This window comes from Streptomyces flavotricini (genome assembly GCF_020639365.1).
Taxonomy (GTDB): Bacteria; Actinomycetota; Actinomycetes; order Streptomycetales; family Streptomycetaceae; genus Streptomyces; species Streptomyces flavotricini.
The window spans coordinates 7,382,951-7,408,900 of the sequence record NZ_JAINUL010000001.1; the positions used below are offsets into that span (position 1 = coordinate 7,382,951).

Annotated in this window: 21 protein-coding genes and 2 pseudogenes; 9 read left to right on the plus strand and 14 right to left on the minus strand. The window is 74.3% G+C overall.

Annotated features, from left to right (window positions below; genetic code table 11):
* Positions 1-23: 23 nt before the first annotated feature.
* Complete coding sequence (locus K7B10_RS33825) at positions 24-2,555, plus strand: hypothetical protein (protein WP_267502607.1); 2,532 nt, start codon at positions 24-26, stop codon at positions 2,553-2,555.
* Here K7B10_RS33825 and K7B10_RS33830 read toward each other — a convergent pair.
* The 5 genes from K7B10_RS33830 to K7B10_RS33850 form a co-directional block, all read right to left on the minus strand.
* Entirely contained in the window at positions 2,497-4,959 is a 2,463-nt protein-coding gene (locus K7B10_RS33830; RefSeq protein ID WP_229342665.1) for a right-handed parallel beta-helix repeat-containing protein, read from the minus strand. The genes K7B10_RS33825 and K7B10_RS33830 overlap by 59 nt on opposite strands.
* A gap of 138 nt (positions 4,960-5,097) precedes the next feature.
* Positions 5,098-5,760, minus strand: a complete 663-nt coding sequence (locus tag K7B10_RS33835) for an Rv1733c family protein (protein WP_443735054.1) — start codon at positions 5,758-5,760, stop codon at positions 5,098-5,100.
* 198 nt (positions 5,761-5,958) lie between these two features.
* A complete protein-coding gene (locus K7B10_RS33840) occupies positions 5,959-6,783 on the minus strand; it encodes an MOSC domain-containing protein (RefSeq protein WP_229342667.1) in 825 nt (274 codons plus the stop codon).
* Positions 6,784-6,900: 117 nt separating this feature from the next.
* On the minus strand, positions 6,901-7,419 hold the full coding sequence (locus tag K7B10_RS33845; RefSeq protein ID WP_229342668.1) for a DUF6643 family protein: 519 nt from the start codon (positions 7,417-7,419) through the stop codon (positions 6,901-6,903).
* A 259-nt stretch (positions 7,420-7,678) separates the two neighbouring features.
* Positions 7,679-8,848, minus strand: coding sequence for a glycosyltransferase (locus tag K7B10_RS33850; RefSeq protein ID WP_229342669.1), 1,170 nt, complete (start codon positions 8,846-8,848; stop codon positions 7,679-7,681).
* 383 nt (positions 8,849-9,231) lie between these two features.
* Between K7B10_RS33850 and K7B10_RS33855 the strand changes: the two genes are divergently transcribed.
* Both K7B10_RS33855 and K7B10_RS33860 read left to right on the plus strand, forming a co-directional pair.
* Positions 9,232-10,026: a glutamate racemase gene (locus tag K7B10_RS33855; RefSeq protein ID WP_229342670.1), complete on the plus strand. Its 795-nt coding sequence runs from the start codon at positions 9,232-9,234 to the stop codon at positions 10,024-10,026.
* Positions 10,023-10,429, plus strand: a pseudogene (locus K7B10_RS33860) (cytidine deaminase family protein). The gene K7B10_RS33855 and the pseudogene K7B10_RS33860 overlap by 4 nt, the downstream one beginning before the upstream one ends.
* Here the strand turns inward: K7B10_RS33860 and K7B10_RS33865 are convergent.
* Both K7B10_RS33865 and K7B10_RS33870 read right to left on the minus strand, forming a co-directional pair.
* The gene (locus K7B10_RS33865; RefSeq protein WP_229342671.1) at positions 10,405-11,325 is read right to left on the minus strand and encodes an ADP-ribosylglycohydrolase family protein; all 921 of its coding nucleotides are present in this window, start codon (positions 11,323-11,325) and stop codon (positions 10,405-10,407) included. The pseudogene K7B10_RS33860 and the gene K7B10_RS33865 sit on opposite strands and share 25 nt — an antisense overlap.
* A gap of 192 nt (positions 11,326-11,517) precedes the next feature.
* Positions 11,518-11,997, minus strand: coding sequence for a VOC family protein (locus K7B10_RS33870; protein WP_229342672.1), 480 nt, complete (start codon positions 11,995-11,997; stop codon positions 11,518-11,520).
* Between the two features lie 124 nt (positions 11,998-12,121).
* Between K7B10_RS33870 and K7B10_RS33875 the strand changes: the two genes are divergently transcribed.
* The 3 genes and pseudogenes from K7B10_RS33875 to K7B10_RS33885 all read left to right on the plus strand — a co-directional run.
* Positions 12,122-12,637: a hypothetical protein gene (locus K7B10_RS33875; RefSeq protein ID WP_229342673.1), complete on the plus strand. Its 516-nt coding sequence runs from the start codon at positions 12,122-12,124 to the stop codon at positions 12,635-12,637.
* A 42-nt stretch (positions 12,638-12,679) separates the two neighbouring features.
* Positions 12,680-14,275: an apolipoprotein N-acyltransferase gene (gene lnt / locus K7B10_RS33880; protein WP_229342674.1), complete on the plus strand. Its 1,596-nt coding sequence runs from the start codon at positions 12,680-12,682 to the stop codon at positions 14,273-14,275.
* A 76-nt stretch (positions 14,276-14,351) separates the two neighbouring features.
* Positions 14,352-14,816: pseudogene (locus K7B10_RS33885) on the plus strand (NUDIX hydrolase); the annotation flags it as partial.
* Between the two features lie 365 nt (positions 14,817-15,181).
* On the opposite strand, the gene K7B10_RS33890 reads toward K7B10_RS33885, so the two are convergent.
* Positions 15,182-15,946 carry a trypsin-like serine peptidase gene (locus tag K7B10_RS33890; protein WP_229342675.1) on the minus strand — a complete coding sequence of 255 codons (765 nt, stop codon included), beginning with the start codon at positions 15,944-15,946 and terminating at the stop codon, positions 15,182-15,184.
* A 153-nt stretch (positions 15,947-16,099) separates the two neighbouring features.
* Here K7B10_RS33890 and K7B10_RS33895 point away from each other — a divergent pair, with 153 nt between their 5' ends.
* The gene (locus K7B10_RS33895; RefSeq protein WP_229342676.1) at positions 16,100-16,915 is read left to right on the plus strand and encodes an alpha/beta hydrolase; all 816 of its coding nucleotides are present in this window, start codon (positions 16,100-16,102) and stop codon (positions 16,913-16,915) included.
* Between the two features lie 18 nt (positions 16,916-16,933).
* On the opposite strand, the gene K7B10_RS33900 is transcribed toward K7B10_RS33895, so the two are convergent.
* On the minus strand, positions 16,934-18,427 hold the full coding sequence (locus K7B10_RS33900; RefSeq protein ID WP_229342677.1) for a glycosyltransferase family protein: 1,494 nt from the start codon (positions 18,425-18,427) through the stop codon (positions 16,934-16,936).
* Between the two features lie 160 nt (positions 18,428-18,587).
* On the opposite strand from K7B10_RS33900, the gene K7B10_RS33905 reads away from it, so the two are divergent.
* Complete coding sequence (locus K7B10_RS33905) at positions 18,588-19,877, plus strand: ATP-binding protein (protein WP_229342678.1); 1,290 nt, start codon at positions 18,588-18,590, stop codon at positions 19,875-19,877.
* Between the two features lie 276 nt (positions 19,878-20,153).
* Here K7B10_RS33905 and K7B10_RS33910 read toward each other — a convergent pair whose 3' ends face one another.
* From K7B10_RS33910 to K7B10_RS33930, 5 genes are all read right to left on the minus strand, one after another.
* Positions 20,154-20,771 carry a hypothetical protein gene (locus K7B10_RS33910; protein WP_229342679.1) on the minus strand — a complete coding sequence of 206 codons (618 nt, stop codon included), beginning with the start codon at positions 20,769-20,771 and terminating at the stop codon, positions 20,154-20,156.
* Positions 20,768-22,387, minus strand: coding sequence for a serine/threonine-protein kinase (locus tag K7B10_RS33915; RefSeq protein WP_229342680.1), 1,620 nt, complete (start codon positions 22,385-22,387; stop codon positions 20,768-20,770). Before K7B10_RS33915 ends, K7B10_RS33910 begins: the two co-directional genes overlap by 4 nt.
* Before the next feature lie 200 nt (positions 22,388-22,587).
* The gene (locus tag K7B10_RS33920) at positions 22,588-23,844 is read right to left on the minus strand and encodes a Tm-1-like ATP-binding domain-containing protein (RefSeq protein ID WP_229345611.1); all 1,257 of its coding nucleotides are present in this window, start codon (positions 23,842-23,844) and stop codon (positions 22,588-22,590) included.
* 54 nt (positions 23,845-23,898) lie between these two features.
* A complete protein-coding gene (locus K7B10_RS33925) occupies positions 23,899-24,381 on the minus strand; it encodes an NUDIX hydrolase (protein ID WP_229342681.1) in 483 nt (160 codons plus the stop codon).
* 30 nt (positions 24,382-24,411) lie between these two features.
* Complete coding sequence (locus tag K7B10_RS33930) at positions 24,412-25,470, minus strand: cation diffusion facilitator family transporter (protein ID WP_229342682.1); 1,059 nt, start codon at positions 25,468-25,470, stop codon at positions 24,412-24,414.
* A 161-nt stretch (positions 25,471-25,631) separates the two neighbouring features.
* Between K7B10_RS33930 and K7B10_RS33935 the strand changes: the two genes are divergently transcribed.
* Positions 25,632-25,950 (plus strand): FHA domain-containing protein (locus K7B10_RS33935; RefSeq protein ID WP_229342683.1); only part of this gene is annotated, 319 nt, incomplete at its 3' end.

The following is a 25,950-nucleotide window of genomic DNA, read 5'->3' on the forward strand; positions in this document are numbered from 1 at the left end:
AGTCTCCCCAGCCCCTACATCCCCTGGCTCTCGAACTCCTCACACCCCCACGCCCCCTGGCCCTCGAACTTCACGTGCACGGGGTCCACGGCGCACCCCCCGAAGAGCTGCTCGGTGATCCGCGCACCGTCCGGATCACCGGCGACTCCACCGCCGCCGTGTTCCGCCGCGCCGCCGACGCCGATGCCGAGGACCACCCCGAGTGCTACGCCGGCCGGCCCGTGGTCGAGGCCTACTGCTGGTCCCGGCTCACCTCCGGCAACGGATCCCGCGCCCTGTGGCTGCTGCTCCTGCCGTTCATGGTGGTCAACCTCGCCCACTGGGCCCGGCCCGCCGCGCCCGTCACGGGTCCGGCGGCGCGCGCGGTGCGCACGTACGGGGTCCTCGTACGGGTCCTCGCGCTCAGCCTCACCCTGCTGCTGATCGCCGCCGCCTGCGAGGTCGCGCTCGACCTCCTCGCCTGGCAGTGCGCCGGGTCCGGCGCCTGCACCGGCTCACGCTCATGGCTCGGCTTCCTGGAGCCGGGCGGCTGGTGGGGCCAGCCGGGGCGCCGGCTGGCGCTCGGCGCGCTGGTCCCGGCCGCGCTGACCTGGCTGCTGTGGTACCTGTCGAACCGCACCTGGAGCGCGTACGAGTCCCAGTCGCCGCCGGCGGACGCGACCGTCCCCGCAGCCGGCCCCGACGGGACACCCGCCCTCGGCCGGCCCGGATTCTGGTACGGGCGTCGCATCGTGGCCCGGCTGCGCGCCGCGCACACCGCGGCCGGGCTGCTGATCGTCGCGGCCGCGGTCGCCGCGCCCACCGCCCGCTACGACCGCCGCGCCGGCGGCCCCGTACTCGGGGCCGTCAGCTGGGCGGTGGAGGCGGCGCTGGCCGCCGGGGCCCTCTCCGTCACCTGGGTGGTCTGCCGGCGCGGCCGTACCGAGGACCGCGCCGACCACCGCCTCGACCGGGCCGCCGTCACCCTGCTGCCCGGATCCGCCCTCGCTCTGCTCGTCGCGGTCCTGCTCTACGCAGGCTGGTCGCGCCCCGGGTGGATCTCCGACGGGCGGCTCCCCGGCGACTTCGCGTTCGGCGTGCTCATGCTCGGCCAGGGCTGCTGCGTCCTGCTGCTCGCCGCCGTCGCCGTCCGCCTGTACCGGCTGGCCCCCGATCCGGCGACCGCGCTGTACGGGCTCGGCGGTCCCGCCATCGCCATGCTCGGGTGCGCCCTCGGCGGGGTGATGACCGGCGGGGTCGCGCAGCGGGTCGCCGACTGGCTGGAGGGGCCGGGGGATCCCGGACCGGCCGGGGCCGCCGCTCTGTCGCCCCTCGCGCCAGCGCCGCCCGTGCTGCTGTCCTGGCAGGCCGCCGTGCTGCCCCCGCTGCTCCTCGTACTGGCCCTGCTCGCGGCCTGGTTCGCCGTACGCGGGGTCCTCGCGCGGCGTCGGCTCGCAGCCGGGGTCGCCGCCGAGTACCCGGGGGCGCAGCCCGACGTGAACCGCAGCCGGGGAATCGCCGGGGCACGGGCCGCCGCCGCGCTCACCGACTCCGCGCCCTGGTTCGTGGCCGCCGTCTCCGGGATCACCCTGCTGCTCGGCGCGGGAGCCCTCGCCGGAGCCTGGCTGAGCGGGCAGGTCCCGGGCGAGGCGGCCCGGGGCACCCACCCGCTGCTGGAGACCGCGGCCCGGGCGGCGCAGGACGCCGGGTCCTGGCTGATAGGGCTCGGCATCGCCGCGTTCGTCGCCTGGGGCCGCCGCGCCTACCGGGACCCCGCCGCCCGCCGCACCATCGGCGTGCTCTGGGACGTCGGCACCTTCTGGCCGCGCGCCGCCCATCCGTTCGCGCCGCCCTGCTACGCCGAGCGCGCCGTCCCCGACCTGACCTGGCGGATGACCGGCTGGACCGGCCGCACCGGCGGCCGCCTGGTCATCTCCGGGCACTCACAGGGCAGCGTCCTCGCGGCCGCCGCCGTCTGGCAGCTGCCGCCACAGGTCCGCCGGCGGGTCGCACTGCTCACGTACGGCTCCCCGCTCCGGCGCCTCTACGGCCGCTGGTTCCCGGCGTACTTCGGTCCCGGCCCCCTCGCCGCGCTGCACGCCGACATCAACTGCTGGCGCAACCTCTGGCGCGCGACGGACCCCATCGGCGGCCCGGTCCTCCCGCACCCCGTCGAGACCTCCCCGACCACCGCGGCCGCCCCGGCAGTACCGGCCGCCCCCACCCTCCCGGGCGACTCCGTCGACCGGGGACCGCTGGCCGACCCGCTCGCCTACGGGCGCAGCGCCCGCCACCCGCTGCCCGCGCCGATCCTCGGGCACTTCGACTACCAGGCCGACCCGGCCTTCGCCGTCGAGCGCGACGCGCTCCTGGCCAGGCTGGCCGGACCGGCCCGCCGCGCCCGGTCCGCCGCGCTCTTCGTTCCGGCCCCGGTGGCACCGGCCGCCCCCGCCACACCGGCCCCGACCCCTCCAGCCACACCCGCCGCTGAGGCACCCGGTTTGCCCGGGCCCAGGGTCAGCGAGCCGTCGGCAGCGCCGGCAGAGCCGGGAGATCCTCCGGGAACAGGAGGGTGAGTTCGTCCGTGCCCGGGTCCGACAACTGCGCCACGCGCCCCGCGTGCCGCTCCACCATCGACTCGAAGGTCTGCCGCGCCGTGCGGCCATTTCCGAACGCCGGGCCCTTCGGCAGCTCCGTGAAGTACGTCAGCAGCGCCTTCGCCGTGCCCTCCCCGAGCCGGTACTCGTGCTCCTCCGCCTGCTGCTCCACGATCCGCAGCAGCTCCTCCGGCCCGTAGTCCCCGAAGGTGATGGTCCGGGAGAACCGTGAGGCCACACCCGGGTTCACGGTCAGGAACCGGTCCATCTCCGCCGTGTACCCGGCGACGATCACCACGACCGCGTCCCGGTGGTCCTCCATCAGTTTCACCAGGGTGTCGATCGCCTCGCGCCCGAAGTCGCGCCCCGAGTCCTCCGGGGCCAGCGCGTACGCCTCGTCGATGAACAGCACGCCGCCGCGCGCCCGGTCGAACGCCTCCTGGGTCCGGATCGCCGTGGAACCGATGTGCTCGCCGACCAGGTCCACCCGCGAGACCTCGACCAGGTGGCCGCGCTCCAGGACCCCCAGTGACGCGAGGATCTCCCCGTACAGCCGGGCCACCGTCGTCTTGCCCGTGCCGGGGCTGCCGGTAAACACCAGATGGCGGCGCACCGAGGCCGCCTTGAGGCCCGCCTGCTGCCGACGCCGGCCCACCTCGATCATGTCGGTCAGTGCCCGCACCTCGCGCTTGACGCTGTCCAGGCCCACCAGCCCGTCCAGCTGCCCCAGCACCTCACCGGAGCCGCGCGCCGCCCCCGGTGACTCCCGGTCCGCCTCCTGCGCGGCGCGCGGGGCCGGCACCTGAGCCGCAGCATCCGCCGCCGGACCCCGGACCTCGCCGACCGTACGGATCCCCGCGCGCTCACCGGCGAGGGCCCCCGCCCCGGTGCCCGCCGACTGGGCGGCGAGCCGCGACCCGGACTCGTCGCTGGTGCAGTCCTCGGCGACCGGGCCGTCCTCCGCGAACTCGTAGCCCCCGCGCGCGCATCGCTCGGTGTGGCAGCGGGTCAGCGTGGTGCGGCAGCCGTCGATGACGTGGAAACCGAAGCCGGAACTGCCCGTCACCCGGCAGGACTGGAAACTCCCGCGGCCGCCCGCCGACACGTAGAACCCCGCCTCGGAGGGGGAGCTGACCGTGCACCGCTCCAGCGAGGGATCGGCCCCCTTGGTGACGATCACCCCCGTCTGGACCGCGTCGATCGTGCAGTTGGCGAGGGTGCCGCCGCTGCCGTGGTCGCGGAACCAGGCCCCGGTCGCCGCCTCCCGGATCCGGCAGTCGTCGACCTGCACGGTGGCCCCGTCGCTCACCGAGACGGCCGTGTTGCGCACCTGGGAGAGATCGCTGTCGACCACGTCGGCGCGCGAGCCCCGGTCCAGGACGAACACCGCGTCCGGTACGTCGTGCACCCGGCAGGAGCTCAGCGAGGCGGTGGCCCCGTCGCTGATCCACACCGCCGGATAGTCACCGGTACTGTCGTGGATCTCGCAGGACTCGGCATCCACCCGGGTACCCGGATCCCACACCGACAGCCCGTTGCGGCCGAACCGGCGGACGGTGGTGCGGCTGAGCGTGAGCACCGAACGGGAACGCAGGTCCACCGCGTTCTCCGGAATGTCGTGGATGTCGCAGCCGGCCAGCGTGAGCACCGCGTCCGTGTCGAGGGTGACCCCGTCCGTCGAAGTGCGGTGCACCGAGCAGTCGGTGAGACGGGCCGCCGCACGCGCGGCGATCTGCACACCCGTGCCCTTGATCTCGTACACCTCGCAGCCCAGCGCCTCCAGGCCCGAGCCCTCGCCGGTGACCGCGATGCCCGCACCCGAAGCGTGGTGGATCCGGCAGCGCTCCAGCCGCGGCCGCCCGCCGCCGCGGACGGAGACCCCGGCCTGCCCGGCGGCCACCACCTCGCACTCCTCGAACACCCCGCCGCCGCCGTCCAGTACGGCGATCCCGACGCCCGCCGGATTCTCCACCGTGCACCGCCGCACCAGCGGCCGGGCCCCGCCGCGCACCTCGATGCCCGCCGCCGACCGGGTGCTCACCCGCAGGTCGGTGAGCTCGGGCGAGCCCTCCTCGACCAGCAGCGCGGGCGCCGCCCGGTCCTGTCCCTCCAGGTGCAGGTCCTGGACCACGGCCGAGGCGCGCACCGTCAGCGCGACCCCGTCGAGCGGCGCGATCCGCACCGAACCCACCGAGCCCTCCGGCCCGCGCAGGGTCACGGCATGGTTGAGCACCAGGTTCTCCCGGTAGGTGCCGGGGGCGATGGACAGCACGTCCCCGTCGCCCGCGACGGCGAGCGCGGCGGCCAGCGTCGGATACTCACCGGAGCGGCGCCGCCACCGCGAAGACCCGCCGTGCGTCACCTGGACCGTGCCCTGTGCCATGGTGCTGTCGCGCCCCCGCCCTCGTGCTCGTGCTCGTGCCATCGAAGCGGCTGAAACCACCGCCGCCGCCCACCGCCTTGGCGACGACCGACTCTGGCCGCTCCACCGTAGCGCGCGCGGGGCCGGTGAGATGCCAGGTCAGCTGCCCGCGCCCGTCCGGCCCCAGTCCGGTCCCGCCGCCGCCCACGCGCGGTCCAGCCGTATGTACCGACGGTGCATGAGCCTTCGTACGACGAGCCGGCGGACCGTCTCCACCAGCGCGGCCACGCCGAGGGCGGCGGCCAGGCCCACCAATCCCGCGTGGACGCTCGCCGAGGCCGCGTCGAGGGGCCGCCCCACGAGCCGTCCCTGCGTATCGGTCCATATCCGGAACCGGTCGCCCGCCTGCGGCGGTTCCTCCGCGGCCGGCACCGTGCCCTGGTGGCTGCTGCCGTCGGGCGCCGTCCAGGACGCGACGATCTGCGTGCGCTGCGGGCTCTGCCGCTGCGCCGACGGATCGGCCTCCGTCCCCGCGGGCGGCGACACGGCCGGCCGGACCACCACCGCCGGGACGAGATACCGCTCCTGCCGCTGCTCGCGCGCGGCCCGCTGCAGCGTGCCGTCCACCTCCAGGCCCGCGACCGTGCCGACGGCCGGAGCCACCAGCAGGACGCACACCAGAGCGGCGAACGCCACCCATGCCTCGAAGAGATCAGTCGGCCGGCGCAGTGGATTGCGCCGCCAACGCCACACACCCGTTGCTGCCCACACGGTCCGGCACCCCCTTTGCCTCCGTCTGCCTGCGGTCCAAGCCTCCCGCACCCCGGGCAACGCGCATTCCGGGACGCGCGGCAGCCGTCTCACCCGATCCGGTCACATCGGGTTCACAGCCGTCGCATGCACCAACGGCCCGCTCACGGTGCTTGGTTCCACAGTTCCCCCACAGCCCCTCGAAGGTGTCATTCCGAGGGGTCGGTGCCGCTGTCCTCGCGGCCCTGCGGTCCTGCCGGTTCCCGCCCGCTACTCCAGGACGCGGACCTCGTCGCCCACCCGCACCGTGCCCGTCCGCACCGGCACCAGCTGCCGCCCGAAGGCCAGGGACTTGCCGATCCGCCGGTGCCGGGCCAGCGTCTTGAGGGGCTCCTTGCCGCGCTCCGCCGTCGCCTGGTCGGTGGTCGTGACGATGCACCGCCCGCACTCCCGCGCACCGCGGAAGACGGCGTCGCCGATCGCCAGGCGCCGCCAGCCGTCCTCCGCCCACGCCTCGGCGCCGGCGACCACCACATTGGGGCGGAAACGGTTCATCGGCAGCGGACCCTCCTCGGGATGGTCCCCCTGCGCGATCAGCGAATTGAGCGCGTCCAGCGACGCAAGGGTGGTGAGCAGCACCGGGTAGCCGTCGGCGAGGCTCACCGTCTCGCCCGGCAGCGCGTACTGCGGATCGACGGGACGCCGTACGGCAGGGTCGTCCATGTGCACCAGCCGCGCCGGGACCCCCAGGTAGGCGCTGAACCAGTCGGCCGCGGCGCTCGCGGCGACCACGGTCTCGATCTTCTTGCCGAACAGGGTGACCGGCTCCAGCGGACCCGGCTCCGGCACCTCCACGGTCAGCTCGGCCATGCCCGGCGCCGACAGGGCGACCGCGCCGCCCCCCAGCGGACGCGCCGCGGCCAACGCCAGCCGGGGCTGCTGGCGTTGGGTGATGACCGTGCCCTCGGTGTCGACCAGTGCCCACCGCCGGTCCCCGGACAGGCCCCAGGGCTCCACGGCCATCTCGTCGGGAGCTGTCCCCGCCACCGACTTGACGGGATGGATGTGGAGCGCCTGGACGTACAAGTTCGACATGGGAGCATCCTGCCAGGAGCTCCCGCGCCCGCCCTAGTGAGCGTCCCCGGGTCTGTCAGGACCGGGGCCCGCCGGTACCGGGGTCTGCCGGCACCGGGTCTGCCGCTTCCGGATCCGTCAGTAGCCGCGCCCCTGGTACGGGCGGCCGTACGGGTCCTCGTACGAGGCGGCCGGAACCGGAGCCGGAACCTGCATCGGGCGCGGCGCGGCCGGACGCATCGCCTCGTACCCGGTGCCCATGGCCGCCGGCCGGGGCTGCTGCGGCTGGGCCTGCTGCATGTATCCCGCGCGGGCCACGGCCTGCTGCTGCGGGATGTACGGAGCGGGCGCCTGCTGCAAGGGCATCGGTGCGGGCGCCGCCTGCTGCTGGTACGGGTACCCGTACGCCGGGGCTTGCTGCTGCTGCGGCATGGCAGGGGGCAGCGCGGCCGGCAGGGCGGGCAGCGAGGACGCGAGGGCGGGGAGGTACCCGCCGCTCGAGTAACCGGAGCCGGGGGAGTCGTAAGCGGCCGGAACGCGGATCGGGGCGATCTGCGGGGTGCCCCGTTCCGCGACGAGGGAGTCGTAGATGGGGGTGTCCGGGAAGGAGGGCGCGGAGTAGTAACCGCCGCCATAAGTGGAGCGGGGGGAGGTCATGGGACCTAAGTTAAGCCCACGACTTCACCGGGTCCATAGCGAGGTGTGACGAACACCGCGCTGACCTGCATATTCGCAGGTCAGAGCCACACCCTTCACTTCCCGTTCACGTGCACGTTTTCGCCACTTCCGCACCGGGTTGTTCCTACTCGTACTCACCGGTTGGCTGTTGCACCGACTTGCCGCTGACGCAGCGTCACAAGGCGGTGACCTGGGATGACATCGGTGAGGGAGGTGGTGGGGAGGGTGATTTTTCGTTTCAGGCATCACTGGGGCGGGCATAGGTACGGCCCTTCCAGGCCGCGCCGCGGCCGCGGTAGTGCTGAACGGCGGAGTCCACGGTCATCAGGAGGTACAGGAGGGCCGTGAGCGGAAGGAGTGGCGCGAGTGCTGCGGGCTGCCGGTAGTAGCGCAGGATCGGCAGGTACGTACCCGTCATCAGCAGCCAGGCGAGCCCGCCCGCCCAGGCCGTCGCGGCCTGCCCGGTCGCCAGCCCCGCGAGGAGCGCGGCCGGGGGGACGAGGTAGACCAGCACGAGTCCGGCCACCGTCCCGGCCAGCAGCAGCGGCTGGTGGCGCAGTTGCGCGTACGCGCTGCGCGAGACCATCCGCCACAGGTCCCCGAGCGCGGGGTACGGGCGCACGCTGTCCACCCGCTCCGCGAGCCCCAGCCAGATCCGGCCGCCCGAGCGGCGGACGGCGCGGGCGAGGGAGACGTCGTCGATGACGGCCTGCCGGATCGAGTCCGGCACGCCGGCACGGAGGGCGGCCTCGGTGCGCAGCAGCACGCAGCCGCCGGCCGCGGCGGCGGTCCGGCCGGCCGGTCGGTTGATCCGGCGGAAGGGGTAGAGCTGCGCGAAGAAGTACACGAAGGCCGGCACGACGAGCCGCTCCCAGAGGCTGACGGCGCGCAGCCGGGCCATCTGGGAGACGAGGTCGAGGTCGGCGCTGGTCGCGGCCGAGACCAGCTCGCGGAGGCTGTCGGGCTCGTGCGCGATGTCGGCGTCGGTGAGGAGCAGGTACTCGGGCTCGGTGGCGTGGGCGCTGCGGGCGAGCGCGATGCCGTGGCGCAGCGCCCACAGCTTCCCGGTCCAGCCGGGGGGCGGGTCGCCGGGGGAGGTGACGGTCAGGGGCAGCCCGGGGTGCTCCCGGGCCAGCCGCCGGGCGAGGTCGCCGGTGCCGTCGGTGCTGCCGTCGTCGACCAGGATCACCTCGGCTTCGCCGGGATAGTCCTGGGCGATGAGCGAGGGCAGGCTGCGGGGCAACACCTCGGCCTCGTCCCTGGCCGGGACCACGATGGCGACGGACGGCCACCGCCCGGGGGCGCTGCGCGGCGGCAGCCGCACGTCGGTCCGCCAGAACATGCCCTGGGCGAAGGTCAGCCAGAGCCAGGCGAGGAGGGAAACGCAGGCGGCGCAGAGAAGGCCCATGCGGGCAGTGTGCCGAAGACGGAGGGGGGTGTCGTGGATTTGGGCGGGGTGGGGTCGGGTCGGGTGGGGTGGGGGCGGGCTTACGGCCGGCGGGCGCCGTCGTTCGGGGTCGGGGGCGGTTCGGGGATCCCGGCCGACGGGGTTCCGGTGGCCGGCGTCGGGAGTGGTCCGGGGGTTGCGGCTGGCGGGGTCCTGGTGACCGGGGTCGGAGGGAGTGCGGGGGTTTCCCGGCAGTCCACTGTCCTTCCGTGTCGGTCCGGGCCGTCAAGGGCGCTCCCTTCGGTCGCGTCGCTCCGCGATGTCGCTGCGCTCCCCCGCCCCCTCCCCCCGCTCCCGGCGGCCTCCGCCGCCCCCGGTGGTGTCCCTTCCATTAAGGTGACCAGGTGAAGATCGCCCTCATGGACTCCGGAATCGGCCTCCTCGCGGCGGCTGCCGAGATGCGGCGGCTGCGGCCCGACGCCGATCTCGTCCTCTCCTCTGACCCCGTCGGCATGCCTTGGGGCCCCCGTACGCCCGCCGATCTGACCGGGCGCGCCCTCGGCGTGGCCCGGGCCGCCGCCGGGCACCGGCCGGACGCGCTGATCGTGGCCTGCAACACCGCCACCGTGCACGCCCTGCCGACCCTCCGGGCCGAGCTCGAGCCCGGGATCCCGGTGATCGGCACCGTGCCGGCGATCAAGCCCGCCGCCACCCCGGGCGGGCGCATGGCCATCTGGGCCACCCCCGCCACCACCGGCAGCCCCTACCAGCGCGGGCTGATCCGCGACTTCGCCACCGGGGCCCGGGTCACCGAGGTGCCCTGCCCGGGACTGGCCGACGCCGTCGAGGTGGGGGACGACGCCGCCATCGCCGCTGCCGTCGCCGCGGCCGCCGCGCTGACCCCGGCCGACGTCACCGACGTCGTCCTCGGCTGCACCCACTACGAGCTCGTCGAGGTGTCCATCCGGGCCGCCCTGGCCGAGCGGACCGGCGGCACCCAGCTCCGCTACCACGGCTCCGCCGAGGCCGTCGCCGTACAGGCGCTGCGCCGCCTCGGCGCCCACCCCGAGCCGGGTCTGCCCCGTACCGGCACCCTGACCGTCCTGCTCAGCGGCCAGGAGGGCGCGCTCCCCGCGGCCGCGCTCGGGTACGCCGAAGGGCGGCTGCTCGCGGGCGAGGGCGCGGCCGTCGGGCGATGAGCCCGCTGGGCCCGCTGGGCCCGCAGGACCTCGCCCTCGTCGAGGCCGCCACCGATCTGGCGCGGACCCGCTGCCACGGCGAGGACCACACCGTGGCGGCGGTGGCCCGCGCCCGGGACGGCCGGACCGCGCAGGGTCTGAACGTGTACCACTTCACCGGGGGCCCTGTGCCGAGCTCGTCGTCCTCGGCGCGGCCGCCGCGCGGGGCATCCGCCAGCTCGACACCACCGTCGCCGTCGGGGACCGCGAGCGGGGGGTGCTCCCGCCCTGCGGCCGCTGCCGCCAGGTGCTCCTCGACCTCCATCCCGGGCTGCGGGTCATCCTCGGATCCGGCGGCACCCTGCGCGCCGTGCCGGTGGCGGATCTGCTTCCCGAGCGCTACGTCCGCTCCGCCAGCGACTGAGCGAGCGAGCGCAGCCCGTCCGCGTCCAGCACCCGGTCCCCGAACCCGGGCAGCGGCACGTGCAGCGGCGCCGTCCACTCCGGCGGGATCGCCGTCTGGCCGTAGTAGGCCCCGGCCAGGGTTCCGGTGACCGCCGCCACCGTGTCGGTGTCCCCGCCCAGGTCCACGGCGGCCCGTACGGCCCCGGCGAAGGCGGTGGTCGTCCGCAGTGCCCACACCGCGGAGCCCAGGCAGGGCCATACCGCCCCGTTGAACTCGGTGGCCAGCCCCGGATGCCAGTCGGGGCCGAGGACGAACGCATACCGCTCGCGGTGGTCGGGGTGCACCGCGGCGAGCACCTCCGGGAGCGCGGCCAGCGGATCGCCCCCGTCGAGCATCACCCGTACGAGCTCGTGCAGTACGGCCGTACCCTCCCAGGCCGCCCGGTCGCCGTGGGTCAGGGCGGCGATCCGCCGGGCGGCGTCCATCGTCCCCTCCCGTCCGGCGTCGGCGAAGTAGACCGCCGAGGTGGAGGCCCGCATCAGGGAACCGTTGCCGGCGGCCCGCGCGTTGATCTGGAAGTGCAGTGCGGCGGCGAGGTCCCAGGCCTCGCCGCTGGTCAGCACGTCCTCCGTCTGGAGACCGATGTCCTTCGGCTGGGCGGCCGCCCAGCGCTGGAACCGGTCGAAGACGTCGGGGAGTTCGAGGCCGCCGTGCTCCAGGAGGGATTCGCCGACCAGGACGGCCATCTGCGTGTCGTCGGTCGCCTCGCCGGGATCCCAGCCACCGCCCCCGCGCATCTCCCGGCCGCGCGCGGTCAGTTCCCCGGCGGGCCCGAACTCGTAGGGGGCGCCGAGGGCGTCGCCGACGGCCGAGCCCAGAACGGCGCCCACGGCGCGGTCGAGTCGAGTGGTCATGATTCCTCCTCGGGCGGTTCGGGGCATACACAGGCCAGTACACCGCGTCCGAAGCCGTCGAGGTCGTGGAATCCGTCGAGGTCGCCGGGGCCGGCGGCGACGAGGGCGTCCGGTGTGCCGGCGGGCGGGTGCGGGATCGCGCCCTGCGCGGCCCGCCGTGCGGCCGTGCTGTCCCGGCGGCCGCGGCCGCGCCTACGCCTCCCGCGAGCGGGGCTGAAGGGCGGTGGGCGGGACGTCCTCGATGTGGGTCAGGAAGATCCATAGGTGGCCGAACGGATCGCGCAGGATGGCGGTGCGGTCGCCGTGGAACTGGTCCGCCGGGGGCTGGAGCAGGTCCGCGCCCTCCGCCACCGCCGTGCGGACGAGCGCGTCCACGTCCGGTACGTACACGTGCAGCGCCGTCGAGGTGCCGCCGAGTGGCGACGGGGCGGTGAACGGGCCTCCGGAGACGTCCCCGAGCATCAGCACCGCCCCCGCTATCCGGATCTCGGCGTGCATCACCCCGCCCTCGGGGTGGGCGAGCCGGATGTCCTCGACGGCACCGAAGGCCCGGCCGTAGAAGGAGAGTGCGGCGGGCGCGTCCGACACCATGATGTGCGGTACGACCGCCGTCCGGTAGCGCTCCGGGGCGGTGCTCTCCGTGGTGCCGCGGGTGTTCTTTCGACTGGTCATGTGGGCGACCATAAAACCTCAAGTTTGCTTGAGGTCAAGCACGGGCGGACGAGCGTACGACGCGCCCGCGCCGACTGGCCCAGAGGCGGTGCCGCACATGCGGAACGTGAGTAGGCTGCTACACATGACGGTTCACCCCCCGGGTCCGCTGTGGACGGGACGGGCCTCCAACCGCGTGCAATGGCTGCTCGCCGCAGCCGGCGCGGCCTGTCTCGCACTCGGCGTCCAGCTCGCCGTCGACTCGAACTGGACCTCCGGTTTCGTCCCGCTCCTGATGTCCGTGATCGGCTGCCTCGCCGCCGGACTGCTGATCCTCTACGGCACCCTCGCCTTCGTGCACGTCGCCGTCACCGTCGACGCCGAGGCGATGGAGGTCCGCTGCGGCCACATGGGGCTGCCCCGCCGCAAGATCCGGCTCACGGAGGTGGCCTCCGCCGAGTTCGTCCCCCGGATCACCCCCCAGCAGTGGGGCGGCTGGGGCTACCGCTGGCGGCCCGAAAGGGGAACCGCAGTCATCGTCCGCCGCGGCGAGGGAGTGGAGCTGCGGCTGGACGACGGCAAGGTGTTCACCGTCACCGTCGACGACGCCGAGAACGCGGTCCGGGTCATCCGCACCCACCTGCGTGCCCTTGCCCGCTGAGGGTCCTCCCGCGGCCGCGGGCGGGCACGTACACTCCGGCAGATGAGCAGCAGCATCACCGCAGAGCACGGACCCGGCACCGCCGGCGAAGCGGAATCCGGAACCCCGGCCGCACCCGCCTGGAAGGGCTGGCCGCTGCGCGCCGCCCTCGCCACCGGCTCCGGCGTGCTGCTCTACCTGAGCTTCCCGCCCCGCCCCCTGTGGTGGCTGGCCCCCTTCGCCCTCGCCCTGCTCGGCGCCTGCCTCCGCGGCCGCCGCGCCCGCGCCGGCTTCGGCCTCGGCTTCCTGCACGGCCTGGGCTTCCTGCTGCCGCTGCTCATCTGGACCGGCGAGGGCGTCGGCCCGATCCCGTGGCTGGCACTCGCCACCCTCGAAGCCCTCCTGATCGGCCTCACCGGCCTCGGCATCGCCCTGGTCAGCCGGCTCCCCGCCTGGCCGCTGTGGGGCGCGGCCGTCTGGACCGCCGGCGAGGCGCTGCGCGCCCGGGCCCCCTTCGGCGGCTTCCCCTGGGGCAAGCTCGCCTTCGGCCAGGCCGACGGCGTCTTCCTCCCGCTCGCCGCACTCGGCGGCACCCCGCTGCTCTCCTTCGCCGTTGCCCTGTGCGGATTCGGGCTGTACGAGGCCCTGCGCGTCGGCGCCGACACCCGGCGGGCCACCGCCACGCTGCTCGCCGCGACCGCCGTGGCCGCCCCGCTCGCCGGGGCGCTCGCCGCCCGGCCGCTGGTCTCCGACGCCGCCGAGGAGGGCACCGCGGTGGCCGCCGTGGTCCAGGGCAACGTCCCGCGCGCCGGGTTCGACTTCAACGCCCAGCGCCGCGCCGTCCTCGACAACCACGCCAACCGCACGCTCCAGCTCGCCGCGGACGTCAAGGCGGGCCGGGTCCCGAAGCCCGACTTCGTCGTCTGGCCGGAGAACTCCTCCGACATCGACCCGTACACCCAGCCCGACGCGTACGAGGTCATCGACAACGCGGTCAAGGCCATCGGAGTGCCGGTCGCGATCGGCACCGTACTGGCCCCGGAGACCGGCCCGCTGCGCAACACGATGATCTTGTGGGACCCGGTGAAGGGGCCGGTCGACACGTACGACAAGCGCAAGATCCAGCCCTTCGGAGAGCGCATCCCGATGCGGTCCTTCGTCCGGCTCTTCAGCTCGGACGTGGACCGGGTGCAGCGCGACTTCGGCCCCGGCAAGGAGCCGGGCGTCTTCGCCATGGAGGGCAGCGCGGTCGGCATGGTGACCTGCTTCGAGGCCGCCTTCGACGACGCCGTGCGCTCCACCGTCCAGGACGGGGCGCAGGTGGTCGCCGTACCGAGCAACAACGCCACGTTCGGCCGCTCCCAGATGACGTACCAGCAGCTCGCGATGGACCGGGTCCGGGCGGTCGAGCACAGCCGGACCGTGCTCGTGCCCGTCACCAGCGGTGTCAGCGCCGTGATCCGGCCCGACGGGCAGATCGTCCAGGAGACGAAGATGTTCACGGCGGACGCGCTGGTCGAGCGGATCCCGCTGCGCTCCACGCAGACCCCGGCCACCCGCTTCGGGCCGCTGCCGGAGTACGCGCTGCTCCTGGTCGCCGCGGGCGGCCTCGGCTGGACCCTCGCCCGCAGGATCCGGTCCCGCGGGACGGCCGCCTGACCCGGACGGCCGCCTGACCCGGGACGGGCGGACCGCCCGGCCGCGGTCACTGCCCGCGGCCTCGTAGGGTCGGGGTATGACCACACCTGAGTTCATCCGCCAGATCCGCGCCTCCGCCGGGAACCAGCTGCTCCTGCTGCCCGGGGTCACCGCCATCGTCTTCGACGACCACGGGCGGGTCCTGCTCGGCCGCCGCTCCGACACCGGACGCTGGTCCGTGGTCGGCGGTATCGCGGAGCCGGGGGAGCAGCCCGCGCAGACGGCGGTGCGCGAGGTGTACGAGGAGACGGCGGTGCAGTGCGTCCCGGAGCGGGTGGTGCTGGTCCAGATGCTCGAACCGATCACGTACCCGAACGGCGACGTCTGCCAGTTCCAGGACATCACCTTCCGCTGCCGCGCCACCGGCGGCGAGGCCCGCGTCAACGACAGCGAGTCGCTGGAGGTGGCCTGGTTCGAGGTGGACGCCCTGCCCGAGCTGGAGCCCTTCGCGGTGGACCGCATCCACCGGGCCCGCCACGCGGCCCCCACCTGGTTCGCACCGATGCCGGGCGCGACGGCTGAGAACGCCGTGCCGGACGAGGACCCCGAAGCGCTGCGCGCCGAACTGGAACGGGCGCGCGCCGAGCGCGACGCGGCCCTGAGCGACATCGGTCGGCTGCGGATCCAGCTCGAGTCCCTGAAGCAACCGAGCGACGCCACGGCGGCGAGCTGGTCGCGGATCGACTACCTGATCCTCGGGGGCCGAAGGATCCAGGCCGTGCAGAAGATCCGGGAGGAGTTCGGCACGAGCCTGCCGGAGGCGGTCGAACTGCTCGGCAACCGTCTCGCGAGGCTCCAGGAGGAGCGGCCGGACGATTTCCACACGGACACCGTCGACCCGGGGCAGCCCGGCGGGCGGGGTGGGGGTCAGCCGGCGGAGACCGCCGCCTCGCGGTAGAGCTCCAGGGCCTGGTCGTCCATGACCGCGCTGTACGAGACCTCCGGGACCGTGCCGCCGCCCTCGTAGCCGCCGAGGACGCCGGCCAGGGCGCCGTCCGCAAGCCAGGGGCTGCCGCTCGTGCCGCCGCTGAGGTCGGGGCAGTCGATCCGGCGCTGGGTCCCGGAGAACAGGCTCGTGGCGTTCGCGCAGCGCAGCGGGGCCTCGTCGCTGCTGGGGTAGCCGAGGATCGTCACCGTCACGTCGTCCGGCTGCCCGGTGGCCACCGGGAAGCCGCCCACCGCGTCCTCGATGCGGGCCGTGCCGCCGTCCGCCGGGGCGACCGTCGCGAAGGCGATGTCCTCGTCCGGGTCCCGGCCGTCCGTCCAACCCTGGGCGATGGACACGCCCGTCAGCTTCCACGTCCCGTACGGGGCCTTGCCGTCCCGGTAGCCCGGCGCGAACACGGTGGTGTCCGGATCGTCCAGGCAGTGTGCGGCGGTCGCGATCACGTTGCGGTCGTCGCTGTGCACCACGGCCGCCGTGCAGAAGTGCCCGCCGTCGAGGGAGCCCGCGAACAGCGCGCCCACCCGGTTCGCCGTCGGATCGGACCCGGCCTCGGCGGTGACCCCCAGCGGCGGCACGGCCGCCGCGTCGGGCAGGTCCACGCTCAGCAGCGCGGCCATCGCGGCCAGCGCCAGCAGGATCCGGGACGCCCGCCGGGTGCGGGCGCTGTGGGCCGGTCGAGGAAGCATGCGGGGGATCATGCCCCGAGCCTCCCCACGGAAGCTATGCCCGGAGCCTCGTATTCCATATGAATGTCCTGTGAATCCGGGCTCCGCAGGCGGCCGCCCGCCGCGCGGGCGAGACTGGCAGGGGCGGCAGGGGGGTCCAGGAGGTGTCCCCCCATGACCGCACAGCACCGCACGCCCGTGATGTTCATCCATGGCCTCTGGCTGCATTCCACGAGCTGGGAGGGGTGGGCCGACGCCTTCCGGGAGGCCGGCTACGAGCCCGTCCTGCCGGAGTGGCCCGGGGTCCCGGACACCGTCGCCGAGGCCCGCCGCCGTCCCGACGACCAGGCCGGGGTGGGACTCGTCGAGATCTCCGACGCGCACGCCAAGGTGATCCGCGAGCTGCCCGCCCGGCCCGTCCTCGTCGGGCACTCGGTCGGCGGGTTCATCGCCCAGCACCTGCTGGGCCAGGGTCTCGCAGAGGCAGCCGTCGCCATCTGCCCCGGGCAGATCAAGGGCGTCAAGGCCATCGCCCCGGCCCAGGCCAGGTCGACGTTGGCCGTCCTGCACAATCCGGGCAACACCCGCCGGTCCGTCTCCCTCAACCGCGAGCAGTTCCGCTACGGCTTCGCCAACGCCGTCTCCGAGGAGGAGTCCGAGGAGCTCTACGACGAGTGGACCATCCCGAGCACCGCCCGGCCGCTGTTCCAGCTGGCCCTCGGCAACTTCACCCCGCACTCCCCGACGAAGGTCGACACCGGGAACGAGAGCCGCGGCCCGCTGCTCCTGATGTCCGGCCGGCTCGACCACACCGTCCCGGACCTGCTGACCCGCTCGACCTACAAGCAGTACCGCGACTCGCACGCGACCACCGAGTACCAGTGCTTCGAGGACCGCGGCCACTCCCTGATCGTCGACCACGGCTGGCCGGACCTGGCCCGCGCCTCACTGTCCTGGCTCGACTCCCACACCGCCGCCGCGGCCGCGTGAACGGTTCCCGGGCCGTGTCTAGCGCCGCTCGTAGACCGTCACCCGGCGGCCCCGGACCTGCCGGTCCTCCACCACCCTGAACCGCTCCTTCAGCACCGCCGCCTTCGCCGCGTCCCGGGCGGCCCCCGAGGGCTTGGCCACCTTCGCCGCGTCCGTCACCAGCAGCACCCGCGACTGCCCGAGCAGCGCTTGCCTGATCCGCGCCGGGTCCGCCTCCTCGCCCTTGAGGGTGGCCGAGGCCACGGGACCGCGCTCCAGGGCCACGTCCGCCAGCCCCGCGAAGGCCTTCGGCGACACCAGCGCGGTGTCCCGGCGGGCCGCCGGTACGAACAGCACCGCGTCCCCGGGCCGCCCCAGCCGGGCCACCTCCCCGGCCACCGCCATGACGTCGTCGACCCGGCTGGCCGGAGCCCGCTTGCCCAGCTCAACCGGGAGCAGTGCCAGCACCGAGATCCCGATCGCGCCCGGCACGATCAGACCGGCCCCCCTGGGGAACAGGGGGCGGGCGGCCCGTACGGCCGCCCCCAGCCCCGCCCCGATCAGCAGCGCCAGCCCCACCATGCTGAACAGCACGTACCGGTCCAGGAACAGCGGCTGGACCAGGGAGATCCCGATCAGGCCGAGCTGCGGGACCGCCAGCAGCGGCAGCCCCACGGCGGCCGCCGACAGCCGGCCCGCGCGCGGCCGGTCCGCCAGGGCGCAGACACCCCCGACCGCCAGCAGGATCGCCGGGCCGATCATCATGTGCCAGGTCAGCGGGGGGATCCAGGACACCTGGTCGGACTGGCTCCGGCTGAACAGCACCAGCGGCAGCGCCCCCGCGACCGCGCAGGCCCCGTACGCGGCCCAGCGCAGCCACATCCCGCGCCCGGCCCGCACCCACCACAGCGTCGCCGCGTGGGCCGGCAGGACCAGCAGCGACAGCCAGTTCAGCAGCGCGCAGACCAGCACCGTGACCGCGTACGCCGTCCACCGCGGCCGGGCCCGGCGTCCCGTCCGCCCGCTCCGCCCGGCCCCTGACACCCCGGACACCTCGGACACCTCGGACAGCAGCGAGACCAGCAGCAGCGTGGAGAGCGCGGCGCCGGCCGCGACCAGCGCGTACGGGCGGCCCTCCTGGAGGTAGAACTGCACGGCCGGCAGCAGCCCGAGCGCCAGCCCGCCGCCCAGACCCGCCCAGGAGCCGGCCAGCCGCCGCCCGATCACGGCCACGCAGGCCGCGGCGGCCGCCACCGCCAGGACCGACGGCAGCCGCAGGGTCGTCGTACTCGCCCCGAAGAGTTCGAAGAGCCCGTGCATCAGCAGGTAGTACAGCCCGTGCACCGCGTCGACATTGCCGAGCATGTCCACGATCTCGCCCGTCGATCGCCCCGCCACCTGCCAGGTCGCCGCCTCGTCCCGCCACACGCTGTCCTGCCGGGAGAGCCCCCACAGACCGAGCGCCAGGGTCCACAGGGAGGGGATGAGCCAGATGAGGGGCCCGCGACGGGCCGCGGGTATGTGGCAAAGCATGAAGGCGCTGGAATCCTCGGTCTGGCGTTCGGGTGGAAGACACCAGTCTATGGACGACACGGACGGTTTCCGGACCGGCTGTTGTGCACCGCGGAGCGTGATCGCCCGGTCCGCCCGCCCCTAGCCTCACCGCAGGAGCACGAACGAGGGGCGGTACCCGGTGAACTGGCTCATCCACGACTACCGCGAGAGCGATCTCGCAGCGGTGGTCCACCTGATCGACACCACGGCCGAACTCGGCCAGGAGTCCGTCTTCTCGCTCGCCGAGTGCATCAGTGCCCTCACCGACCGGCAGCCCTGCGTGGTCGCCGTCCACCAGGGCGTCCCGATCGGCGCGGCCCTCGCCTGCGTCACCGGCGAGCGCGCCTGGGTGATGCGGATCGCGATCGCCGCCGGCTGGCGCGGGCGGGGCCTGGCCAGCGCACTGCTCGTCGAGCTGGAGCGGCGGCTGATCGCCGCCCGCGTCGGGCGGATCGCGTACGTCCTGCCCGAGGAGGACCTGCTCGGGGAGGGCCTGCTCAACGCCGGGTACACGCGTCAGCCCGCCGTCGCCTACTTCGAGAAGACCGAGCCGCTGCACGGACCGGCCGCCGGCCTCCTCGACGACCTCGGCGGCCGCTTCCTGCCGAACGACCTGTGGACCAAGGTCGCCGGCATGGAGCACGAGAAGGACCTCATAGAACGGCGCGTGGTCCTCCCGCTCGCCGAGCCCGAGCGGGCCGCCGCGCACGGGGTGCGGCCGCCGCGCGCCATCACCCTCTTCGGCCCGCCCGGCACCGGCAAGACCACCTTCGCCCGGGCCATCGCCTCCCGGCTCGGCTGGCCCTTCGTGGAACTGCTGCCCTCCCGCCTCGCCGACGAGGGGAACCTGGCCGCCGCGCTGCGCGACGCGTTCGCCCGGATCGCCGAGCTGGAGCGGGTCCTCGTCTTCATCGACGAGGTCGAGGAGATCGCGCCCGTACGCACCGAGCCCGCGCAGCCCGGCGGGATCCACGGGGTGACCAACGAGCTGCTGAAGCTGATCCCCGGATTCCGGGAGGGCGACGAGCGGCTGCTGGTGTGCGCCACCAACTCCATCCGCTCGCTGGACCCGGCGTTCCTGCGGCCCGGGCGCTTCGACTACCTGATCCCGATCGGCACCCCGGACGCCGGGGCGCGCGCCGCGATCTGGTCCCGCTACACGGCGGGCCGCGCCGATGTGGACGTGGCGGCGCTGGTGGCCGCGAGCGAGCTGTTCACCCCTGCCGACATCGAGCACGCGGCGCGGATCGCGGCGCAGGTGTCCTTCGAGCGGGATCTGGAGGCGGTGGGCGCGCGCGGGGCGGCGGCGGCCCAGCTGGGGGCCTCCACGCAGGACTACCTGGCGGCGGTCGCGCAGTGCCGGCCGACGGTGACGCCCGCGATGACGGGCGAGTTCGAGGCGGACATCACCGCCCACGCCAGGTTCTGAGACCCCGGACGGGGGCACGGGTCCGGCCTGCCACGGACAGGTCGGCAGGACGGCCTGCAGCCACTCCCCAAAGCGGCTGCGGGCCTCCCGCGCGGACTGGCATCCGTGCGGGACGGCCACGCTCCGGTTGGGGTGTCCGCCGGCTGGAACGTGACGCGCAGGGGTGCCGGAGGGCGTCCCTGAGCCCTCGTCAACACCTGCGAGTCAACCAGCGGGCGGGGTGCGCGCGCTTCGGCCGGACGGCCACCGTCGCGCCGGCCGCCCCGGCCGGAAGGACTATCCCGCGCAGCGGTACGTGAACCGCGTCGCCGCGGTGCGCTGTCCGGGCGAGACCAGCTGGAGCCTGGCCTCGGCCCCGTACGTCCCCCGGCCCTGGAAGGTCCACAGCAGGTGCAGCCGGGCTTCGTTCCTGCCGCGCGGCACCCGCTCGGTGAGCTGCTCCGACTGCGTGCCGTCGGAGCGGATCCACCGGTACGTGAGGGTCCCCGGCCGCCCGTTGGTCCGTACGACGGCCACCACGTCGGCGGTCGAATCGCAGCCGGGGCCTTGCGGGTCGGCGGTCGCGACCGTCACGTCACGTACCTCGATGGCGGGTCCGTACCGCTGCCAGGCCAGGTACGCCAGTACGGCGAGCAGGACCACGGCGGCCAGGGCGTACCTCCGCCACTCCCCGCGCCGGCGGCGCGGCACCGGCTCCGCGACCACCACGGGGAACGGCGCGGGCAGGGCGGCCGTCACCCCGGGCCCGAACCGCAGGACCGAGCCCTCGACCCGGTCGGGCACGGCCTCCTGCGGCTGGATCCGGGTCTGCTGCTGCGTCGGCTGCGGCCCGCTGAACCAGTGGCTGCCGAGGACGGTGGCGCTGTAGTCGTCGTCGCTGTCGCTGTCGCTCATGAGATCGTGCACCGCCTGATGAAGACCTGGCTGGTCGAGGAACCGTTGCCGGCGGCGGGCTTGGTGGTGGCGCGCACGCCCCAGTAGCAGCCCGCGCCGGAGAAGGTGTGGGTCTTGACGAGCGGTGCGGCGGAGCCCGGCTGGTACGTGAGGGTGTCCGCGGCGCCGTCCGCCTTGCCCAACCGCCCCTCCACGTCACCGGTGAACCATTCGAGCACCACCGTCACCGGCGCGGTGCCCTTCGCCTCGACGCTCACGGTCGCCTGGCCGACGGAACTCCCCGTCTGGCGGATGGTGACGGACACCGCGCCGACGACCACCGTCGGCTTCGGCGAAGGCGGCGGGGTGGTGGTGGGCGGCGGGGTGGTCGGCGCCGTGACGGTGGGTGTCACCACCGGTGAGTAGCTCGGGCTCGCCGTGGCCGAAGGCGAGGCGGAGGCGGACGGGGAGAGGGAGGGGGAGGGGGAGGGGGAAGCGGTCGGCGAGGGGCTCGCCGACGTGCTGGGGCCCGGGGCCGGCGAGGGGCCCGTCGCGCCGGGGCTCGCACTCGACGTCGCGAACGCGTTCAGCGCGGCGGCCCCGCCGGCCTCCCCGCCGGCCGCGCTGTACGTGAGCGCCGTCAGCACGCCGAGGACCAGCGCGGCGCCGCCCGCGATCAGCCCGCGCCGGCCCGGGGCCCAGCGCGAGGGCTGGGCGATCGTGGTCGTCGCCACCGCCGTGGTGCCCGCGGCCGGGGCGCCTGCGGAGGGGAACAGCAGCGGCAGCAGTGCGGCGAGCGCCGCCAGCTTGCGCTGCCCGCGCTCCTCCCAGTCGGGCCCGTACGCGGCCAGAGCCACGCCCTCCAGCTCGGAGACGAACTCCTCGGCGTTCTCCGGCCGCTCCTCGGGGGCCTTGGCCAGACCCCGCCGGATCAGCGGGCGGACCGGCTCCGGGGCCTCGGTCTCGGGGACGGGCGCCTCTATGTGCTGGACCGCGAGCTCCGCGAAGTTCTCCCCGGCGAAGGGCTTGCGGCCGGTCAGGCACTCGAAGAAGGTCGCCGTCGCCGCGTACACGTCGGCGGCGGGCGAGGCCGGGCGGCCCTGCCACTGCTCGGGGGCCATGTACGCCGGGGTGCCGGCCACCCCCGGGGTCTCACCGCGGCGCGCCGCGATGCCGAAGTCCACGAGCTTCGAGGAGCCGTCGGCGGAGACCAGTACGTTCTCGGGCTTGTAGTCGCGGTGGACCACGCCCGCCCGGTGCGCCGCGGCCAGGCCCAGCAGCGAGCCCTTGAGCACCACGAGCGCGGCCTCGGGATCGGCCTGACCGGCCTGCTTGAGCAGGGCGCGCAGGGAGATCCCGTCGACCAGCTCCATCACGATGGCGGCGCCGGCCGGCGCCTCCACGTACTCGTACAAGCGGACCACGTACGGGGTGTCCAGTCCGCCGAGGAGGCGGGCCTCGGCCCGGAACTCCCCGACGAACGCCGGGTCCTCGCGCAGCCGGTCGCTGAGGTACTTCACCGCGACCGGTGTGCCCGTGGCCTCGTGGACGGCGAGTACCACGCGGCCGCTGCCGCCCGAGCCGAGCTCCCGGACCTGCGCATAGCCGGGCACCGTCCACGCGTTCTTCATCGTCATGCCCCCGTCCGTACCCGTGTCCCTTGCCCGTGTCCCTGCGTCGGCGGCGTCGCCGGGCCCCGGCCCCGGGGCGGGCCGCTCGCGGCGAGCGGCCACACCCAGGGACACGGTTTCCGCCACGGCCGGTTCCCAACCGCGCGGAGCATTTCACACGGTGGTCAGGGTGGTTCCACGGGGGCTGTACACGGGTCTTCCCGGGGTCAGGCCGCGGCCGCCGCCGCGCCGATCATGCTGTGCAGCCGGTCGGCCGCCGCCCTCCCGAAGTCCGGGTCGTTGATGTGGGTGTCGTAGTCGTAGAGCCGGGCGGAACTGCCCCGCAGCCCCTCGCGCAGTGCCGAGAACAAGGCCCGGTCCGCGTCCGGGTCATGGTAGGTGCCGCCCGGGGCGCCGAGCGTGGACAGCCCGCGGAGTGGGACGCACACGGCCGTGGGGCCGGTCGCCGCCCGGAGTTTCGCGGCGACCCGGCGGCCGAGCTCCGCGCACTCGGAGCGGGTCGTACGGATCACCGTGATGGACGGGTTGTGTACGTGGACCCGCCGGTAGCGGGCCCGTTCGGGCAGGGTCTCCAGCGGGCCGAACTTCACCATGTCCAGCGCCCCCAGGCTCACCACCTGCGGAATCCCGGCCCGCCCGGCGGCGCTGAGCCGGTCGGGGCCGGCGGAGAGGATGCCGCCGCACAGGTCGTCGGCGAGCTCGCTGAGCGTGAGGTCGAGGACGCCCGCGAAGATGCCCTGGCCGGCCAGGGTCTCCAGGGTGCGGCCGCCGGTGCCGCTGACGTGGAAGACCAGCACCTCGTAGCCGAGTGCGGTCAGCCTCTCGCGGGCGGCGTCCACGCCGATCGTGGTGACGCCCGCCATGCTCGCCGCGATCAGCGGGCGGGAGCCTTCGCCCAGCCGGGCCGGGCGGCGCAGTTCCAGGGAGGCCCGTTGGAAGGCCTTGGCCATCCCCGCGGCCGCCTCGACCGCGTTCGCCATGACCGGCGCGGAGATGCTGTTGATCCCCGCGATGTCCACCACGCTGTACATCATCGTGATGTCGGCGGATCCGACGTACGGGGCCACGTCCCCGGACGCCATGGACGAGACCATCAGCTTCGGCACGCCGAGCGGCAGCGCGCGCATGGCCCGGGTGGCGATGGAGGTGCCGCCGCTGCCGCCTATGGCGAGCACCGCGTGCAGCCGGCCTTCGGCGTGCAGGCGTAACAGCGTCGCCTCGGCCCCTTTGGCCATCGCCGTCACGGCCGCGCCCCGTTCGGCGGCCGCGCGCAGTTGCGACAGTTCCGTCCCCGCCGCCCGGGCGACCGCTTCGCGCGGTACGTCCGCGGGCACCCGGGGATCGCCCATGATTCCTGTGTCGACCATGATCACCTCGACGCCGGCGCGCAGCAGCCTCTCGCGCAGCCAGCCGTACTCGACACCCTTGGTGTCCAGGGTTCCCACCAGCACGACGTTCGTCATATGTGCAATGTCCATGCAGGTGGGGTTTGTTGGCAAGTCAAGGTCGGGTCAACCTCACGGAAGCCCCAACAGCCTCTGCAGAAAAGGAATTTGAGAGGGAATCAGCTTGGTTTCGGCCACCGCGGGAGCGAACCAGGCCACCCGGTCCAGCTCGGGGAATTCCTGTGTCCGGCCCGAGTGCGGTGGCCATTCCATCGTGAAGGTCCCGGGCACCATCAGCGCCGGATCCAGGTCCGCCCGTACCGCCCAGATCGTCACCAGCTTGCCGCCGGGGATCCGCAGCTCGCCCAGCGGGAGGTACGGGCCCTCGGGCGGCGGCAGACCGATCTCCTCGGTGAACTCCCGGCGGGCCGCGTCGATCGGGGCCTCGTCCTCCTCGTACTCGCCCTTGGGGATGGCCCAGGAACCGTCGTCCTTGTGCTCCCAGAACGGGCCGCCCATGTGACCGAGGAGGACCTCGATGCCCCCGTCCGGGGAGCCGGCCGGCCCGGCCGCGGTGCGGAACAGCAGCAGTCCGGCGCTGCGCTTCTGTGTCATGCGTCCATGTATGCCCCGCGCGCGGGCTCCTCAGTGGTCGTGCGGACCCTGCCGGTGCACCGGGCCGTGCGCGTCCGCGCAGTGCGGGTCGGCCGGGTCCTCGCCCGGGCGCCCGACCGTGAGCAGGGCCTCCTGCACGTGGTCCACCTGGAGGGTGGTGTGCGTGATCCCGTACTCCTTCTCCAGCAGCCGCTCCAGGTCGCGGCGCACGGCGTGGCAGTCGCCGGCCGGTTCGACCAGGACGTGCGCGGACAGCGCCGCCTGCCCGGAGGTGATGGTCCAGATGTGCAGGTCGTGCACCTCGGTGACCGGCGGGTGCCCCACGAGCCGGTCGCCGACCGTGTCCGGGTCCATGTGCGCCGGGGCGGCCTCCAGGAAGATCCGGCCGGACTCGCGGACCAGCCCGTAGCCCGCCTTGACCATCAGCACGACGACCACGAGCGTGGCGATCGCGTCGGCCTGGACGAATCCCGTGGTCAGCACGATCAGGCCGGCGACGGCGGTGCCGATGAAGGCGAACAGGTCGTTGAGGATGTGCTGGTAGGCGCCCTCGACGGCGAGCGAGGAGCGGTTCGCCTTGGAGATGCACCACGCGGCGGCCACGTTCACGACGATGCCCGCGAGCGCCGTCACGAGGACCAGCCCGCCCGCCACGGGCGGCGGGTCGAGCAGCCGCCGGACCGCCTCGTACGCCAGCCAGAGGGCGAGCAGGAGCAGGGTGAGCCCGTTGGCCTGGGCGGAGAGTATCTCCGCGCGCTTGAGGCCGTAGGTGAAGCCGCCGCGCGCCGGGCGGGCCGCGAGCCGCATCGCGATCAGCGCGAGGACGATCGAGACGGCGTCGGTGAGCATGTGGGCGGCATCGGAGATCAGGGCCAGCGACTGGGCGACGATGCCGATGACGACCTCGATCGCCATGAACGTGCCGATGAGGCCGAGTGCGATGGCCAGCCAGCGGCGGTCGGCGTCGGCGGAGACGCCGTGGCCGTGGCCGTGGCCGTGCCCGCCGTGGCCGTGATCGTGCCCGGTGGCGTGGCCGTGGTCGTGGTCGTGCGGCGCGCGGCGGTCGTGCGCGTGGTCGAGCCCACTCATGGCGTCCCCCGTGTGTTCGGTTCCGACGCGTGAAGTGAAGCGCACCTGGACGCAATGGGCAAAGGCTGCAACGGGGACCGTTGTCATTACCCATAAGAGGCGGCTGACCTGCGGTGATGCGGATCCGTGCCGAGGTGGGCGGATCGTGGGAAAATCTCCACATGGCCCAGCGCCCCGGCGTGCCGACCGCGCCCGAGCTCGTCCTGGAAACCGACGCCGGCACCACCGCGATGGTCCCGGGCAGGACGTACCACGTCGGCCGCGACCCACTCTGCGAGATCTGCCTGGACGACGCCCGGGTCTCCTGGCACCACGCGATCCTGCGCCCCGACGGCGACCACTGGACCGTGGAGGACGAGGACAGCACCAACGGAACCTGGGCCGACGGCCACCGCGTCCACGCGTGGAGCGTCGGCGCCGGCAGCGAGCTGCGCTTCGGCGCCGCCACCGACGGCCCGCGCGCCCGGCTGCTCGGCCCCG